Origin of the sequence: Flavobacterium sp., from assembly GCF_035456085.1 — a bacterium.
Classification (GTDB): Bacteria; Bacteroidota; Bacteroidia; order Flavobacteriales; family Flavobacteriaceae; genus Flavobacterium.
In genome coordinates this window covers 1-17,270 of record NZ_DATIDY010000128.1, presented here as the reverse complement: position 1 = coordinate 17,270, position 17,270 = coordinate 1, and the positions used below count along the sequence as shown (strand labels likewise).

The 17,270-nt window shown below is 34.8% G+C and carries 13 protein-coding genes; 11 read left to right on the top strand and 2 right to left on the bottom strand.

The annotated features are described in order from the left end of the window. The 11 genes from VLC96_RS09760 to VLC96_RS09710 form a co-directional block, all read left to right on the top strand. Positions 1-1,122 (top strand): glycoside hydrolase family 97 catalytic domain-containing protein (locus VLC96_RS09760; protein WP_325262509.1); only part of this gene is annotated, 1,122 nt, incomplete at its 5' end. A 19-nt stretch (positions 1,123-1,141) separates the two neighbouring features. Beyond that, entirely contained in the window at positions 1,142-2,491 is a 1,350-nt protein-coding gene (locus VLC96_RS09755) for a family 43 glycosylhydrolase (protein WP_325262507.1), read from the top strand. Between the two features lie 60 nt (positions 2,492-2,551). Further along, entirely contained in the window at positions 2,552-4,243 is a 1,692-nt protein-coding gene (locus tag VLC96_RS09750; RefSeq protein ID WP_414655567.1) for a glycoside hydrolase family 43 protein, read from the top strand. Between the two features lie 71 nt (positions 4,244-4,314). Further along, complete coding sequence (locus VLC96_RS09745; RefSeq protein WP_325262503.1) at positions 4,315-5,550, top strand: SGNH/GDSL hydrolase family protein; 1,236 nt, start codon at positions 4,315-4,317, stop codon at positions 5,548-5,550. 132 nt (positions 5,551-5,682) lie between these two features. After that, complete coding sequence (locus VLC96_RS09740; RefSeq protein ID WP_325262501.1) at positions 5,683-6,531, top strand: sialate O-acetylesterase; 849 nt, start codon at positions 5,683-5,685, stop codon at positions 6,529-6,531. Positions 6,532-6,591: 60 nt separating this feature from the next. Further along, positions 6,592-7,521, top strand: a complete 930-nt coding sequence (locus tag VLC96_RS09735; protein ID WP_325262498.1) for an alpha/beta hydrolase — start codon at positions 6,592-6,594, stop codon at positions 7,519-7,521. Between the two features lie 43 nt (positions 7,522-7,564). Continuing rightward, positions 7,565-8,842, top strand: a complete 1,278-nt coding sequence (locus VLC96_RS09730) for a family 8 glycosyl hydrolase (protein ID WP_325262496.1) — start codon at positions 7,565-7,567, stop codon at positions 8,840-8,842. A 114-nt stretch (positions 8,843-8,956) separates the two neighbouring features. Beyond that, positions 8,957-10,078: an alpha/beta hydrolase-fold protein gene (locus tag VLC96_RS09725; protein WP_325262495.1), complete on the top strand. Its 1,122-nt coding sequence runs from the start codon at positions 8,957-8,959 to the stop codon at positions 10,076-10,078. 24 nt (positions 10,079-10,102) lie between these two features. Next, a complete protein-coding gene (locus VLC96_RS09720) occupies positions 10,103-12,676 on the top strand; it encodes a glycoside hydrolase family 9 protein (protein ID WP_325262494.1) in 2,574 nt (857 codons plus the stop codon). A 16-nt stretch (positions 12,677-12,692) separates the two neighbouring features. Then, positions 12,693-13,853, top strand: coding sequence for an alpha/beta hydrolase-fold protein (locus VLC96_RS09715; protein ID WP_325262492.1), 1,161 nt, complete (start codon positions 12,693-12,695; stop codon positions 13,851-13,853). A gap of 35 nt (positions 13,854-13,888) precedes the next feature. Further along, positions 13,889-15,817 carry an alpha/beta hydrolase-fold protein gene (locus VLC96_RS09710; RefSeq protein ID WP_325262490.1) on the top strand — a complete coding sequence of 643 codons (1,929 nt, stop codon included), beginning with the start codon at positions 13,889-13,891 and terminating at the stop codon, positions 15,815-15,817. 129 nt (positions 15,818-15,946) lie between these two features. Here VLC96_RS09710 and VLC96_RS09705 read toward each other — a convergent pair whose 3' ends face one another. Both VLC96_RS09705 and VLC96_RS09700 read right to left on the bottom strand, forming a co-directional pair. Continuing rightward, positions 15,947-16,102 (bottom strand): hypothetical protein, encoded by a 156-nt coding sequence (locus VLC96_RS09705; RefSeq protein ID WP_325262488.1) that lies wholly within the window; start codon positions 16,100-16,102, stop codon positions 15,947-15,949. Positions 16,103-16,171: 69 nt separating this feature from the next. After that, entirely contained in the window at positions 16,172-16,819 is a 648-nt protein-coding gene (locus tag VLC96_RS09700) for an SET domain-containing protein (protein ID WP_325262486.1), read from the bottom strand. Positions 16,820-17,270: the final 451 nt, after the last annotated feature.

The following is a 17,270-nucleotide window of genomic DNA, read 5'->3' as shown; positions in this document are numbered from 1 at the left end:
GTAGAAACTACTATTCCGTTTGATTTAGTTAAACCAAAATACGAAGCTTCTAAAAAATACGAATATACAAAAGGCACATGGAGCTGGATTATGAAAATGGATAACAATACCACTTTTCCAGTGCAAAAACAGTATATCGATTTTAGTAACGCAATGGGTTACCACACCATCTTAGTAGATGCACTTTGGGATACTCAAATCGGTAAAGATAAAATTGCTGAATTGGCTAAATATGGCGAAAGCAAAGGCGTAGGCCTTTATTTGTGGTACAATTCTAATGGGTATTGGAATGATGCTCCTCAGGGACCAAGAGGAATCATGGATAATACAATTATTCGTCGTAAAGAAATGGCTTGGATGAAAAGCATCGGAATAAAAGGAATCAAAGTTGATTTTTTTGGCGGAGATAAACAGGTAACTATGAAGCTATACGAAGACATTTTAGCCGATGCAAATGACTTTGGAATCATGGTTATTTTTCATGGTTGTACTTTGCCTCGAGGATGGGAGCGCATGTACCCAAATTATGCAGCAAGCGAAGCAGTTCTGGCAAGCGAAAATTTACATTTTGGTCAAGGAAGTTGTGATAATGAAGCAAAGAATGCGGCTACACATACATTTATCAGAAATGTGGTAGGAAGTATGGATTTTGGCGGAAGCGCATTAAATCAATTTTATAATAGCGACAATATTCCGAATAAAGGTTCAAAACGAATGACTTCGGATGTTTTTGCTTTGGCGACAGCCGTACTATTTCAAAGTGGTGTACAACATTTTGCTTTGGCACCAAACAATTTGACAGATGCTCCTGACTGGGCGATTAATTTCATGAAAGAAGTGCCAACAACTTGGGATGAAGTGAGATTCATAGATGGCTATCCTGGGAAATATGTTGTGCTTGCCCGCCGTAAAGGAACAAAATGGTATATAGCAGGTGTAAATGCACAAAAAGAATCGGTAAAAATTAAAGTAAATCTCCCAATGATTACAGCCGGAACTGAACTAAAACAGTATAGCGATGATTCGCAATTAAAAGGAAAAGTAAGTACGCTGAAAATAAACAAAAATCAATTTGCAGAAATAACAATCCCTTGTAATGGTGGAATTGTATTGATCAACTAAGAAATTCAATTAGAAGTAAATGATAAATTTTAGACAAATATTAAAAGTAAAAACAATGCTGATGGTTACGATTGGCAGTGTTTCTTTTGCTCAAAATCCACTGATTAGGGATCAATTTACCGCCGATCCTTCTGCGAGAGTTTTTGGGGATAGAGTGTATGTTTTTCCTTCACACGATATTTTAGCTACCGAAGGAAAAGGCCGTAAAGACTGGTTTTGTATGGAAGATTACCACGTATTTTCATCAGCCAATTTAACGGATTGGACAGATCACGGTATGATAGTCGAACAAAATAAAGTGCCTTGGGTAAAGCCCAATAGTTACAGTATGTGGGCTCCTGATTGTATCGAAAGAAACGGCAAATACTATTTCTATTTTCCAAGTGTTCCAAAAGACACTATTAATTTCAAAAGAGGTTTTACAGTAGGTGTCGCTATTGCCAATAAGCCTGAAGGACCTTATGTACCCGAGTCAGAACCGATAAAAGGTGTCAGAGGAATCGATCCTAACGTTTTTATTGACAAGGACGGACAGGCCTATCTCTATTGGTCTGGAGGAAATATTTTCGTAGCTAAATTAAAAGAAAACATGGTTGAGTTGGATTCAGAAGTAAAAACACTTGAGAATCTTCCTGAAAAAGGATTAAAAGAAGGTCCTTATATGTTTGAGAGAAATGGGATTTATTATTTGACCTATCCGCATGTTGAAAATAAAATTGAACGTTTGGAATATGCTACTGCCAATAATCCTTTGGGACCATTTAAAGTTGCTGGTGTCATTATGGATGAATCACCTACTGGTTGCTGGACGAATCATCATTCGATTATAGAATTTAAAAAAGAATGGTATTTGTTTTATCATCATAATGATTTGTCGCCGCAATTTGATAAAGCAAGATCAATTCGTGCCGATTATTTGCATTTTAACCCAGATGGAAGTATTCAAAAAGTGATTCCGACTTTAAGAGGCGTTGGAATTACCAAAGCCACAGATCAAATTCAGATTGATCGATATTCTGAATTAAGCAAAGAAGTTTCGATTTCATTTTTAGATAATCAGAATTCCTTTAAAGGCTGGAAATCAACTTTCAATCAAGCTGGTGGATGGATTCAATACAATGCGGTCGATTTTGGACAAAAAAAATTAAAATCAGTAGTTGTAAAAGCCTTGTCAGAAAAAGGCGGAGTGCTTCAAATTCGCACCAAAGGAATCAATCAACAAATAATTGCCGAGGTGATTATCCCTAAAAACAGTAATTGGACAGAAATAAAATCACCATTATTGAAAACACAATCGGGTGTTCAAAATTTGTTTGTCACATCAAAAAACGATAATCAAATTGAAGTCGATTGGATAAAATTTGAATAAATATTAACACACATATATCAAAAAATGAAAAACGCACAATTATTATTTTTATCTACCATTATGGGGCTTTCTGTGCTTACAGGGGCTGATGCACAAGCCCAAAAAAGCACAGTCAAAAATCCACCAGTATTCACAAAAGTTGTTTATCAGGGAGATGATCAGATTTATAAAAAGAATCCATTAAAAGCAGGGGAGTTTTATAACCCGGTTTTACAAGGTTGTTATCCAGACCCCGCTATTACCAGAAAAGGAGATGATTATTATATGGTTTGTTCTTCATTTGCAATGTTTCCTGGAGTGCCTATTTTTCATTCTAAAGATTTGGTAAACTGGACAGATTTGGGTGGTGTTTTAAATAATATTAACGAATTCAATCCACACGATACCGGAATTAGTGCTGGAGTTTACGCTCCAGGGATTACTTACAATCCGCATAATGATACTTTTTATATGATTGTAACTGCTTTTTCTGGCGGACTTGGAAACATCATCGTAAAAACCAAAGACCCGATGAAAGGCTGGGGAAGCCCAATAAAGCTTGATTTTGGTGGAATAGATCCTTGCATTTTCTTTGATGATAATGGAAAAGGCTATATAGTCCATAACGACGCTCCAGACAAAGGGAAGGAATTATACAACGGTCACCGCGTAATTAAAGTTTGGGAATATGATGTTGCCACAGATAAAGTAATTCCTGGCACAGATAAAATCATTGTTGATGGAGGAGTAGATTTATCCAAAAAACCTATTTGGATCGAAGCACCGCATTTGTATAAAAAAGACGGCCGTTATTATTTAATGTGTGCCGAAGGTGGTACAGGCGGTAATCACAGTGAAGTTATTTTTGTGAGCGATAGTCCAAAAGGGCCTTTTAAACCATCATCAAACAATCCAATTCTTACGCAACGCTATTTTCCACAAAACAGAGCCAATAAAGTGGATTGGGCTGGACACGCTGATTTGGTTTTAGGACCGGACAACAAATATTACGGAGTGTTTTTGGGAGTGCGTCCTAATGATAAAGACAGAGTAAATACAGGACGCGAAACGTTTATGTTACCAGTTGATTGGTCGGGAACTTTCCCAGTTTTTGAAAATGGATTAGTTCCAATGGAGCCAAAATTAAAAATGCCAAACGGTGTTACTGAAAACAAAACAGGTAAAGATGGATTTTTTCCAAATGGTAATTTCACTTTCGAGGAAAATTTTACTTCCAATAAGTTAGATTACAGATGGATTGGTTTAAGAGGACCACGCGAAAATTTTATTGCTGTTACCAAAAAAGGTCTGCAAATCAATCCATTCGCGGTCAATATTAAAGAAGTAAAACCAACTTCAACGCTTTTTTACAGACAAATGCATAACGCCTTTTCATTTGCAACAACAATCGATTATAAACCGGCATCTGAAAAAGATTTGGCTGGAATTGTATGCCTGCAAAACGAGAAATTCAATTATGTTTTTGGTGTGACCAAAAAAGGAAATGACACTTATATTTTGTTAGAAAGAACAGAAAAAGGAACGTCTAAAATTATTGCTAATGCAAAAATTGACATCAAAAAACCTGTGCGTTTACAAGTAAAAGCAGTTGGAGATAGTTACGAATTTAGTTATGCTGTAAATGGTGCTGATTTTCAAAATCTTGGTGGAGCTGTGTCTGGCGACATTCTTTCAACCAATGTTGCAGGCGGTTTTACGGGAGCATTGGTTGGATTGTACGCTACCACTGCTAACGATGCAAAACCAGAATAAAAAAATTGATAGTTTTTTTGGCTGTATATAGCTTTTGTACAGCCAATTTATGATAAAGAAAATATATAATTATGCAGATAAAAAAGAGTTCAGTTTTATTACTTCTTGTGCTTGTTTTTTTGGGATGTAAGCCAAATCAATCCACAATAAAAGTTGCTGAAAAAGGAAATACTCAAAATTGGGTAGGAACTTGGGCTACAGCTCAAATGTTGGTTGAACCCAATAATATGCCACCAGCTCCAGGTCTTACTGAGAACACAATCCGCCAGATTATTAGAGTCTCAATAGGAGGGAAAAAATTACGATTGCGTTTTTCGAATATTTTTAGTGATCAGCCAACAGTTTTAAAATCAGTGAGCGTTGCCAATGCCCTTGAAGGAGCAGCGATTGATGAAAAAACTCAAAAAGCATTAAGTTTCAATGGAAATGCTGGCGTAACATTAAATCCAGGGCAAGATGTTTTTTCGGATTCTTTTGATTTTCAGCTAAAAGAAGGGCAGCTTTTGGCAATAACAATACATTACGGAGCGACTTCGCAAAAGACTACAGGACATCCCGGTTCCCGTACAACATCTTATATTTTGCAGGGAGATCAGATAAATAATATAGATTTTGCAGGAGCAACAAAAACAGATCATTGGTACACAATTATGGGTGTTGATGTAATTGCTGCGGTAAATTCGGCAAATATCGTTTGTTTAGGAAATTCAATTACAGACGGACGCGGTTCTGGAACTAATAAACAAAACCGTTGGACGGATATTTTATCTGGCCGTTTATTACAAAATAAAAATACAGCAAATATTGGAGTATTGAATTTAGGAATTGGGGGAAACTGTGTCGTTAAGGGAGGTTTAGGACCAACGGCGCTAGATCGTTTTGAAAGAGATGTACTTTCTCAAGCGGGAACAAAATGGTTGGTTATCCTTGAAGGAATCAATGATATAGGTGGAATTAAAAATGCTGAAGACGCACCAATCAAGGCACAAGAACTTATTAGCGCATATAAAGTGATGATAGAAAAAGCGCATGCAAAAAACATAAAAGTTTACGGTTGTACTATTTTGCCTTTTCAAAAATCATTTTATGATGCTCCATTCAAACAAGATGCTAGGGACACTGTAAATGCTTGGATTCGAAGTAAAAATAGTGGTTTTGATGCTGTCATTGATTTTGATAAAGAAATGGTTTCGGAACCGGGTTCTAAAACTATTTTATCCAATATGCACGATAATGATTTTTTGCATCCAAATGAATTAGGTTACCGAAGAATGGGTGAAGCGATTGATTTAGGTTTGTTTAAGTAAAAAGAATTTCTCCTGAAGATGAAGTTTGGACAAAATAAATATTATTCCGCTTATTAATGCATTTGATACACCAACTTTTGAAAATTTAATTGCCACTAGATTATAAAATTAACTACCAGATTACTTTAAAATATGAAAAAAATAACCAACCTAATGCTGTTCGTTATGTTATTATTAGCAGCAAATACTATTTATTCCCAAGATCCAAATTTTCAAATCTATTTAAGTTTTGGTCAATCCAATATGGAAGGAAATGCTAAGATTGAACCACAGGACACTGTTGCCGTAGACGGTCGTTTTCAAGTTTTGGAAGCGGTAAATTGCCCGGAACTTGGTCGCGAAAAAGGAAAATGGTACACGGCAGTTCCTCCATTATGCCGTTGTAAAACAGGTTTGACTTTGACAGATTATTTTGGTCGAAAAATGGTTGAAAATCTTCCAAAAAATGTAAAAGTCGGAATTATAAATGTCGCAGTTGGAGGTTGTAAAATTGAACTATTTGATAAAGATAAATATGAAAATTATATGACTACTGCCCCTGATTGGATGAAAGGTATGGTAAATGAATATGATGGAAATCCTTATGCCAGATTGGTCGAAATGGCAAAAATAGCTCAGAAAAGCGGAGTGATAAAAGGCATTTTGTTGCACCAAGGAGAATCAAATACAGGAGATACGCTTTGGACAAAAAAAGTCAAAATTGTTTATGATAATTTAATGAAAGACTTAAATCTTGATCCTCAAAAAGTGCCTTTACTTGCTGGAGAAACTGTCAACGCTGACCAAGGCGGAATATGTGCCAGCATGAATACAATCATTGCAACTCTTCCGCAAACAATACCTAATTCATACGTGATTTCATCAAGTAAATGTACTGTTGCTAAAGATAATTTGCATTTTGATGCTAATGGTTATAGAGAATTAGGAAAAAGATATGCTGAAAAGATGTTGACTTTATTAGATCAAAAGAAGAATAAATAATAGTCGAAATACTATTCATAATTAAATGCTATTAATAAACAACCAACACCATTTTATTAAATGAAAAAAGCAAATAAAAATTTTCAAAATACGAGCAAGGAAAGGTTAAGGCTGTTTATAGCGTTTAATTTTTTACTGTTTTCTGTTTTTGTTCATTCACAAGAAATCATCCCATTATATTCTTCAAAAATTCCTAATTCCAAACCATCGACTCTCAAAGAATCGGGCACAGGAATGTATAAAGATGTTACCGTTCCAACGCTTGAATATTTTAAACCCAATGCCGAAAAAGCTTCGGGAACTGCAATAATCATTGTTCCAGGAGGAGGTTATTCGGTTGTAGTTTATGATGGAGAAGGGGTAAGCGCTGCAAAAGCTTTGGCCGAGAAAGGGATCGCAGCATTTGTTCTCAAGTACAGATTACCCAATGATGCTATTATGATTGATAAAAAAATTGGCCCGTTACAAGATGCTCAACAAGCCATCAAATTAGTAAGAGACAATGCTGAAAAATGGGGCTTGGATAAAAATAAAATTGGTATTATGGGCTTTTCGGCAGGCGGACATTTAGCTTCGACTGTAGCAACACATTTTGAGAAATCGTATATAGAAAATAAAGAAAAAACCAGTCTCCGACCAGATTTTCAGATTTTAGTGTATCCGGTGATTAGTATGACAAATGAGTTAACTCATCAAGGTTCGAGAGATAATTTATTAGGACAAAATCCAAATAAAGAGGATATTGATTTGTTTTCTAATGAAATGCAGGTGAAATCTAATACGCCTCCCGCTTATTTGACTCATACTGCCGATGACAAAACCGTAGATGTCGATAACAGTATTGTCTACTTCGAAAAATTAAGGCATCAAAAAATTCCTGTTGAAATGCACATTTATCCTAAAGGAGATCATGGATTTATTTTCAGATTTCCAGGATGGATCGAACCTTTATTTAGTTGGCTGCAAAACAATTCATGGCTAAAGAAATAATTGTAACTGAATACCTTTTTATAAACTAACCAACCACATAAAAATGAAAAATCAAAATAATCTCTATAAAATCAGCTGCTTTTTAATAACTGTTATTTGTTCTTCAAATATGCTTTTAGCTCAGACAAATAAAAAAACAGATAAACCTTTTGGCTCTATAAAATACCGAAATGTTTTTTTGGAAGCTGGGTATAAAAAGAAAGCTATAGACGATAAACTTTCTAAAGCCTATTATGATGTTTTTGAAGGACCAAACAAAGTTTATTTTACAGTTGGTGATACGATGGCCTATGTATCTGATGTGAAAAATAAAGATGCAAGAACCGAAGGAATGTCATACGGAATGATGGTCGCTGTTCAATTGAATAAGAAAGAAGTTTTTGACCGAATCTGGAGGTTTTCCAAAGCATATTTGCAACATCAAAGTGGCCCTCGTGAAGGTTATTTTGCTTGGAGTTTGAATCCGGTTACGATGAAACAGAATTCACCAGGTTCCGCATCAGATGGGGAGTTGTATTATATTACCAGCCTGTTATTTGCATCCAATAGATGGGGTAATAACACCGGAATTAATTATTACAAAGAGGCCCGACGCATACTTGATGCCATGTGGAAAAAAGATGGTACTGGCGGTATTTACAATGTCATTAATACAGAACACAAACAAATAAGTTTCGTACCCGAAGGGAAAGGCTATAATTGGACAGATCCGTCTTATCATGTGCCAGCCTTTTACGAAGTCTGGTCTGAATATGCCAAAGACGGACACGAAGAATTTTACAAAGCTTGTGCAGATACTTCCAGAGTTTTTTTTCATAGAGCAACTCATCCAGTAACAGCCCTTAATTCTGATTATACCGAATTTACCGGAGAACCTCACCCGACTCCATGGATGCCGGCAGGATTTCGGTATGATTCCTGGCGCGTTCCTATGAATATCGCAATGGATTATGCTTGGTTTGGTAAGGATAAAAAATGGCAGAAAGAATATGCTGTAAAATTTCAAAAATTTCTAAGATCAAAAGGAATGGATACTTACGAAGACCAATTTAATCTTGATGGATCCAGACCTGATTTTATTTTGCAAGCGGGAACAGTAAAAAAATTAAGGCATTCTATCGGGTTGGTCGGCACAGCTTCAACAACTGCTTTGATTAATGATGAAAAAGGAAGTTTAGATTTTGTACATGCCATTTGGAACGCTAAGCTTGAACCTTATGAAGATGGTTATTTTGATCCTTATTATGATGGCTTGATGTATCTTTTTAGTTTAATGCATTTAAGTGGAAATTATCAGATTATTACTCCACAAGCCAATTAAGTTTTGTTCTTAAAATAAAAATCATTGTGTTTAAAATTTGATAATTACTATATAATAAGTCAAAAAAATATTTTGCAATAATTATTTATTAATCAATAAAAAACCAACCACATTATGAAACAGTATTCTATTGTTTTGGCATTGTCAATGGCTTTAATTAGTCCATTGGTGGTAGCGCAAACAAATTCAGCCAAAATTATTGAAGATTTTAAACCTTCAACACTAAATCAACCGGGAAAGGAATTTCCACAGGTTAATTCGCAAGGCTATGCAAGATTTCGAATTGAAGCACCTACCGCAGATAGTGTCAGAGTAAGTCTTGGATTAGGAGGAAAAGGCGGAACAAAACTTGAAAAATCATCGGATGGTGTCTGGACAGGAACTACAGCCGGACCAATGGATGAAGGATTTCATTACTACAATCTTACTATCGATGGAGGAAAATTTAACGATCCGGGAGCTTTAAATTTCTATGGTTCTGTCCGTTGGGAAAGCGGTATCGAAATACCGGCTCATGATCAAGATTTTTATGCATTAAAAAACGTGCCTCACGGAAATGTGCAACAAATACTTTTTCCATCAAAAAGCACGAATACGTCACGCCGAGCATTTGTTTACACTCCTCCAGGATATGATAAAGATCAGGCAAAACGATATCCTGTGTTATACTTACAGCACGGTTGGGGCGAAGATGAAACGGCTTGGAGCAATCAAGGACACGCCAATTTGATTATGGATAATCTTATAGCGGATGGCAAAACCAAACCTTTCATCATTGTTATGACTTATGGAATGACAAATGAAATCAAATGGGGCGGATTAAAGAATTTTGATATAACGCCTTTTCAAACTGTTTTGGTAGATGAACTAATTCCGTATGTTGATGCAAATTTCCGCACAATTGCAAAACAATCGCATCGTGCGATGGGCGGACTTTCGATGGGAGGCATGGAAACCCGCACGATTACACTCAATAAGCCTGATGTTTTCTCACGATATGCACTTCTTAGCGGAGGGTTATATAATCCGGAAGATATCAAAGACAAATCAAAAGTAAAATTGATCTTTTTAAGCTGTGGAAGCAAAGAAAAACCAGAAGGAGTAAAAAATGCTGTCACAGCACTCAAAGGCGCTGGTTTCAATGCCGTTTCTTATGTTTCAGAAGGCACTGGACACGAATTTCAAACTTGGCGTCGAAGCTTAAAAGAGCTCGCACCATTATTATTTAATGAGTAATTATAACCATACAAATCAATATTTATGAAAGAAATCTATAGGGTTATATCTATTTTTTTAGATTGTACTTTTTCTAAAAAAACGCTCATACTTCTTTGTTTTGGCGGTATTTCGAATATTTCATTTTCCCAAGATTTAACGCTAAATGATAAAGAATATTTTGAAACTCCAGGCTTGAATGTTCTTGTTTTCAGCAATGAATACAATGGAATGTTTTTTGACGAAAAAACTGCTGGAATAGAATTTATTCATCATGGAGTAAGGACAGTAACTGGCGGGGCGGTAAGACTACATAATACTCCGGAACAATGGGATTTGATTCCAAAAATGATAAGCCGAAAGGTTGACAAAGCTACTAATACCATTGAAGTAAAATTGAGATACGAAGAATATAATTTTGATTCCAATATCACAGTTACTCCAAAAGGAAAAGGGTTTGTAATTAATGTGTCATTAGATAAACCTGTTCCCAAAGAATTGGAAGGAAAGGCTGGTTTTAATATGGAATTTATACCGACTTCCTATGTCGAACATAATTATTTAGTTGATGGAAAAGCAGGAACATTTCCAAGATATCCTTCAAGTAATACTCAAATTAAATCTTCGGTTCAAAAGATTCCGCAGTTTGGCGGACACAATACATTTGATGATCGCGGAAGAAATGAATATATAATTCCTCTTCCATTAGATTCTGGTAAAAAAGTAATTTTAGCACCCGAAACCCCTGAACATAAAGTAAAAATTGAATCCGATCAGGAAGTTATGCTTTTTGATGGTCGAAATCTAGGTCAGAACGGATGGTTTGTTGCCAGGAGTATCCTTCCAATAAATAAAACAGGTAAAGTCCTAAGTTGGTATGTTGAACCTAATACAATTCCAAATTGGAAAAGAGAGCCGGTCATAGGATTTTCTCAAGTAGGTTATATGCCAAACCAAAAGAAAGTTGCCGTTATCGAATTAGACAAAAACGATAAACCGTTGGCAACAGCTTCAATTTTCAAATTAAATGAAGATGGAAAATTTGTAGAGAAGCTAAACGCAAATGTAAAAGTTTGGGGAAATTATCTAAGATATAATTATGCCCAGTTTGATTTTAGTTCTGTTAAGGAAAAAGGACTTTATTACATTCAATATGGAAACCAAAAAACCAATACTTTTCAGATTGAGGATGCTATTTATTCTAATGTTTGGCATCCTACAATGGACGTGTGGTTCCCTGTTCAAATGGATCACATGGAGGTGAATGAAGCTTATAGAGTTTGGCATGGAAAACCATTTTTAGACGACTGCCTCCAAGCACCCTTAAATCACGAACATTTTGATGGCTACAAACAAGGTCCAACTACTGAGACTAAATACAAGCCTTTGGAACGCATTCCAAACATGGCGGTCGGAGGTTGGTTTGATGCGGGTGATTTTGATATTCAGACTTTTTCGCATGTAAGTGTAATCAATAGTTTTGTAGAATCTTGGGAAGCTTTTAGAGTAAACAGAGATGAAACTTATATCGACCAAAAAACACAATATGTAGATATTCATCGTCCTGATGGAAAACCAGATATATTGCAACAAATTGAACATGGAGCTTTGAATCTAGTGGCACAAGTTGAAAATATTGGTCATCCAGTAAGGGGAATTGTTGTTCCAAATTTGCATCAATATCATCATTTGGGCGATGCGTCTACAGAAACGGATAATCTTCCATACAATCCAGCGCTTAAACCTTATGAATCTAATGGAGTTTCGAGCGGCACAATGGATGACAGATGGGCTTTTACCAACCGGACTTCATTTTTAGATTATAGAACTGTTGGCGCTTTGGCATCTGCAAACAGAGCGCTAAAAGGGTATAATGATGAGCTTGCCAATAAATGTTTGTCACTTGCTATTAAGCTATTCGACGAAGCAAATGAAATTGCAAAAACGGCAAAACCAGATGATAGTCCAATGTCCAGATGGGGCAAAGGCAGTGATATGATCGCTTTATTACAATTATATTTAAGCACAAAAGATGATAAATACAAAGAAGGGTATTTGAGTAAAATTTGGCCCTTATTAGATGAAAATGTCGAGTTTACTATTAATTCTGCGTTGCTTGCTGTGCCTTATTTGGGTGATGGCTATAAAGCAAAAATTAGAGAATATGCTATAAAATATAAAGCCAGCATCGACAAAGAAACTTCTGATAATCCTTATGGAGTTCCTATAGTAAAGAGAGGCTGGGGCGGTAGTTCGCAGGTTATTAATTGGGCAAGTACAAATTTTTATATTCATAAATTTTATCCCGATGTGATTGATAAAGAATATGTCTATCAGGGATTAAATTATGTTTTTGGATGTCATCCATATTCTAATTTATCATTTGTAAATGCCGTAGGAAACAAATCCAAAAAAGTGGCTTACGGAAATAATAGAGCTGATTTTACAACAATTGCAGGTGGTGTAGTTCCAGGACTTATTTTTCTGAAACCTGATTTTTTAGAAAATAAAGACGATTGGCCATTTTTGTGGGGAGAAAATGAGTGTATTATTGACGGAGGAGCTTGGTTTGTTTTCCTTGCAAATGCTGTAAATGAACTAGCACAGGAAAAAAATTAAACTTTAAAAATTGAATATGAAACAATTTCTCAAAATAATCATTTTGATTGCAATAATAAATTGCCAGTCAAGTTGGTGTCAGGAAACGGCAAGCGTTGTTGAAGATTTTAAGCCTTCAGAAGTAAATCAGCCAGGAAAGGATTTTCCTCAGGTTAATTCACAAGGTCGCGTACGTGCTAGTGTTGTTGCCCCAAATGCAAATAGAGTGCGACTCGATATTGGAGGTGTTAAATATGATATGAAAAAAAATGATGCAGGTGTTTGGATTGGAGAATCTGCCCCGCAAGACGAAGGATTTCACTATTACCAATTAGAAATTGATGGAGCATCTGTACCAGATCCTGGATCTTTATATTTTTATGGAGCAGGACGTTGGGGAAGCGGAATAGAAATTCCAGCTTCTGATAAAGATTTTTATGCAGTAAAAGACGTTCCTCATGGACTTGTGAGTGAAAATATTTATTTCTCTAAAATTACTAATGCTTGGAGAAGATGCTTTGTCTATACTCCAGCTGAATATAATATTGATGCAAAAAAACGTTTCCCCGTTTTGTATTTGCAACACGGAAGTTTTGAAGATGAAACAGGTTGGAGTAGTCAAGGCAAGGCCAATTTTATATTGGATAATCTAATTGCCGATAAAAAAGCAGTACCAATGATTATTGTTATGGATAATGGATATGCATATAAAAATCAGGGAAATACAACGGAATCCAAACCAGTCTCTGTTTTTGAAGAAGTGATGATGAATGAAATTATTCCGATGATTGATTCAAAGTTTAGAACACTTTCAGATCGTGAGCACAGAGCAATTGCAGGGCTCTCAATGGGTGCAAATCAAACGATGAGAATTGCAATGAACCATCTGGATAAATTTGCCTATTACGGTGGATTTAGCGGAACTTCAAACTATCCAAGCTCGGACGAAATCGATCCTGCTACATTTTTAGACGGAAAGTTTAATGATGGAAAAGTAGTAAACAAACAACTTAAAGTTTTATGGCTGGGGCTAGGAACAAAAGAACCAAAACCTTTCCCAGGCTCGGTAGGTGCATTTAGAGCAATGCTTGATAAACAAGGAATTAAACATATTTTTTATGAATCTCAAGCTACCGCTCATGAATGGCTAACTTGGAGAAGGTCCTTGTATCAATATGCAGGTTTATTATTTAAGTAAACATTCTAATAATTTTTTTTAAAATAAATATTAAGATGAAAAAAAATCTCTTGTCCATTATTACTGTTATGGTTTTTATAACCAGTAGTTTATTGGCTCAAAAAATTGAAAAAGAAGGCCCAAAAGGTTTTGATCAAGTTCGAACCGGAATTCCTAATGGAAAAGTAGAAAGTTTGGAATATAATTCTAAAACTGTCGGTACAACGAGAAAAGTAACGGTTTATACACCGCCTGGTTTTAGTAAAAATAAAAAATATCCAGTTTTGTATTTATTGCACGGAATAGGAGGTGATGAAAAAGAGTGGTTAAACGGAGGTTCTCCACAGGTAATTTTGGATAATCTGTATTCAGAAGGTAAAATGGAACCTATGATAGTTGTTATGCCAAATGGTAGAGCAATGAAAGATGATAGTGCTACAGGAAATATCATGGCTCCAGATAAAATACAGGCTTTTTCAACGTTCGAAAAAGATTTATTAAATGATTTAATTCCTTTTATCGAAAAAAAATATCCAACTCTAAAAGACAGAGAACATCGTGCTATTGCAGGTTTATCAATGGGTGGAGGGCAGTCATTGAATTTTGGACTGGGTAATTTGGATAAATTTGCCTGGGTTGGCGGATTTTCTTCGGCACCAAATACTAAGATGCCCAAAGAGTTAGTTCCTAATCCCGAAGAAGCAAAAAAGAAACTAAAACTGCTTTGGATTTCATGCGGTGACGAGGATGGACTTATTTATAACAGTAAACGCACTCATGATTATTTGTATAAAAATAATGTGCCACATATCTATTATATCGAGCCTGGAGTTCATGATTTTAAAGTATGGAAAAATGGCTTATATATGTTTTCACAGTTTTTGTTTAAACCAGTAGATCCACCAAGTTTTGAAAAATATACCATTTTAGGAACTCCAGCCGAAACAAATATTCGCAATGCTAAATATCCTCAGATATTACCAGACAATCGTGTAGTTTTTAAAGTCAAAGCTCCAGAAGCAACAAAAGTACAAATCGATTTAGGAAAAAAGTATGACTTGGTAAAAGACTCAGAAGGCTTTTGGAATGTAACTACTGATGTTGTCAATAAAGGATTTAATTATTATTCTTTACTAATTGATGGTGTGGCTGTTGCCGATCCAGCAAGCGAAAGTTTCTATGGCATGGGGCGCATGGCTAGTGGCATTGAAATTCCAAACAAAGAAGGCGATTTTTATGCTTTAAATAATGTTCCGCATGGAGACATCAGAATTGAAAAATATCTTTCGAAAGCCACAAATTCCTGGCGTGAAATGTATGTTTACACACCACCAGGTTATGACAAAGCAAATGAAAAATATCCAGTATTATATCTGTTGCATGGAGGAGGAGAAGATCAAAGAGGATGGGCCACTCAAGGAAAAGCCAATTTAATTTTGGATAATTTAATAGCCGAAAATAAAGCAAAACCAATGGTTATCGCAATGATTGATGGTAATATGGCAAATACAGGCGGAATTCAAGGCTTCAATGAAAATGCACTTAAAGCTTTTGAAAATGAATTAAAAACAGGAGCTATTCCTTTTGTAGAAAGTAATTTTAAAGTTGAGACAGATGCTAAAAACAGAGCTTTGGCAGGATTGTCAATGGGAGGATTACAAACTCTTTATACCGGAGTAAAAAACTCAGAAATGTTTTCTAGTATTGGCGTATTTAGTTCAGGTTGGTGGGCTAATAATTCCACTTTATCAGATCCTCAATATGAATTTATGAAAAATAATGCAGCAAAAATTAATTCAAATATCAAAGAGTTTTGGATTTCAATGGGAGGAAAGGAAGATATAGCTTATGAAAATTGCAAAATAATGATGAGCAAATTTGACCAAATGGGAATCAAATACAAATACAGCGAATATTCCGGCGGGCATTCTTGGCCAGTTTGGAGACATGATTTATTTATGTATGCTCCGTTATTATTTAGATAAAATTCTAAAAATGTGTTACGTGTACAGATAGATTTTAGTTGAAATTTTTATTTAAGAACAAAAAAAGATGCTGTTAGGCATCTTTTTTTGTTCAGTAAAAAACAGTAAGAAATTGAAGTAATACTAATTTCAATTTTTTAGGATAGTGTCTGAAGCTTTAATATTTATTGCTTCTTTTTTTTTTGAGTTTTTAGAATCTTCATCTTCACAATCACTACAACTATTCACAGTTGGCATTGCTAAGATCAAAAATCCTGATAGCAGCTTTGATGTTATATTTTTCATAATAGTAAAAAATTAAAATGGAATTTCTAATTTTAGAATATTATCGATTTATATAATTTCGGCTACTTATTATATAATTCCCATATCAGGATTTTTTAAAATTCCATTATAAATAGGAGTATGATCTAACTCTTTTCTTGGATAATAACATTCTAAAAGAGAACGCATTTTCTTGGGATTTTCAACTGCATCAACAAATTCTTCCCATATTTCATGCTCAATTAAAGGCAAAAGAGGTTGATTTACCTCAAGCACTAACGGAGCTTTTTCTTTAATAAGTGAATCCCACTCAGGATAATAATGCAAAAGATCATCAGGATATACCGTTTTTCGTTTTGTTCCTTCATCTATTGCATCAAAAGGGTGGTCTACATTTAGATAACCATAATCATCAGTAAGTTCTTCTCCTGGAAAAATGTCTCGGATTGCAATTTCGAAATCATAAGCAGTACTAAAACAATTTGGATTAAAACTATGATTTACAAATTTTCCATTGTCCCAACAAAGAACCATTTCTCCATTTTTGTTAGTAAATGAATATTTTTCTAGATATTTTTTAGCAATTGGATCCAAAGCCTTGATTTCTGCTGGTTTAAAAACACGGTCCAGTTTGTCCTGAACCCATGTAATTGTGCCTTTTGGAATAAATTTTTCGGCAACTACGCCATACCCTTTTTCAGGACTGATAAAGATAATTTTTGTATCTGGATGTATCATTTTTTTGTGTTTACTTATTTATTAATGAATAGTAAAAAAAAATTTAATCATTAAAATCTGGGGTAGTTGCTATTTAAATTAAAATTAAAAGTCAATCATCATTTAACATTACATAATTTGACTTTATACTTATAGAATTTTCAGGCAGTAAAGCCTGAGATTATTTTTGATTTTTTATAATGTAAATACTTGTTTTTTAAATGGTTGTAATGTTGTAAGTGAGTTTTTTAATTCTATAAAACTTTTTCAGCTTGGAGTTCTAATTTTGGTTTTAATAGTTTAAATCCCTAACTAAATGAATTATGAATCGGGTAAGTTGAATCCATTATAAACCTTAAAATTAATTTATTATGAAAACAGTATTAAAATCTAAAATTATTCTTTTAGTGATTCTAACGGGAGTTGTATTTTCATGTAAAAAAGATCCAAATAATAATAATTCTACAACGAT

Coding starts and splice junctions, on each gene's coding strand:
- VLC96_RS09755 (WP_325262507.1), top strand. CDS start 1,142: ATGATAAATTTTAGACAAATATTAAAAGTAAAAACAATGCTGATGGTT.
- VLC96_RS09750 (WP_414655567.1), top strand. CDS start 2,552: ATGGGGCTTTCTGTGCTTACAGGGGCTGATGCACAAGCCCAAAAAAGC.
- VLC96_RS09745 (WP_325262503.1), top strand. CDS start 4,315: ATGCAGATAAAAAAGAGTTCAGTTTTATTACTTCTTGTGCTTGTTTTT.
- VLC96_RS09740 (WP_325262501.1), top strand. CDS start 5,683: ATGAAAAAAATAACCAACCTAATGCTGTTCGTTATGTTATTATTAGCA.
- VLC96_RS09735 (WP_325262498.1), top strand. CDS start 6,592: ATGAAAAAAGCAAATAAAAATTTTCAAAATACGAGCAAGGAAAGGTTA.
- VLC96_RS09730 (WP_325262496.1), top strand. CDS start 7,565: ATGAAAAATCAAAATAATCTCTATAAAATCAGCTGCTTTTTAATAACT.
- VLC96_RS09725 (WP_325262495.1), top strand. CDS start 8,957: ATGAAACAGTATTCTATTGTTTTGGCATTGTCAATGGCTTTAATTAGT.
- VLC96_RS09720 (WP_325262494.1), top strand. CDS start 10,103: ATGAAAGAAATCTATAGGGTTATATCTATTTTTTTAGATTGTACTTTT.
- VLC96_RS09715 (WP_325262492.1), top strand. CDS start 12,693: ATGAAACAATTTCTCAAAATAATCATTTTGATTGCAATAATAAATTGC.
- VLC96_RS09710 (WP_325262490.1), top strand. CDS start 13,889: ATGAAAAAAAATCTCTTGTCCATTATTACTGTTATGGTTTTTATAACC.
- VLC96_RS09705 (WP_325262488.1), bottom strand. CDS start 16,102: ATGAAAAATATAACATCAAAGCTGCTATCAGGATTTTTGATCTTAGCA.
- VLC96_RS09700 (WP_325262486.1), bottom strand. CDS start 16,819: ATGATACATCCAGATACAAAAATTATCTTTATCAGTCCTGAAAAAGGG.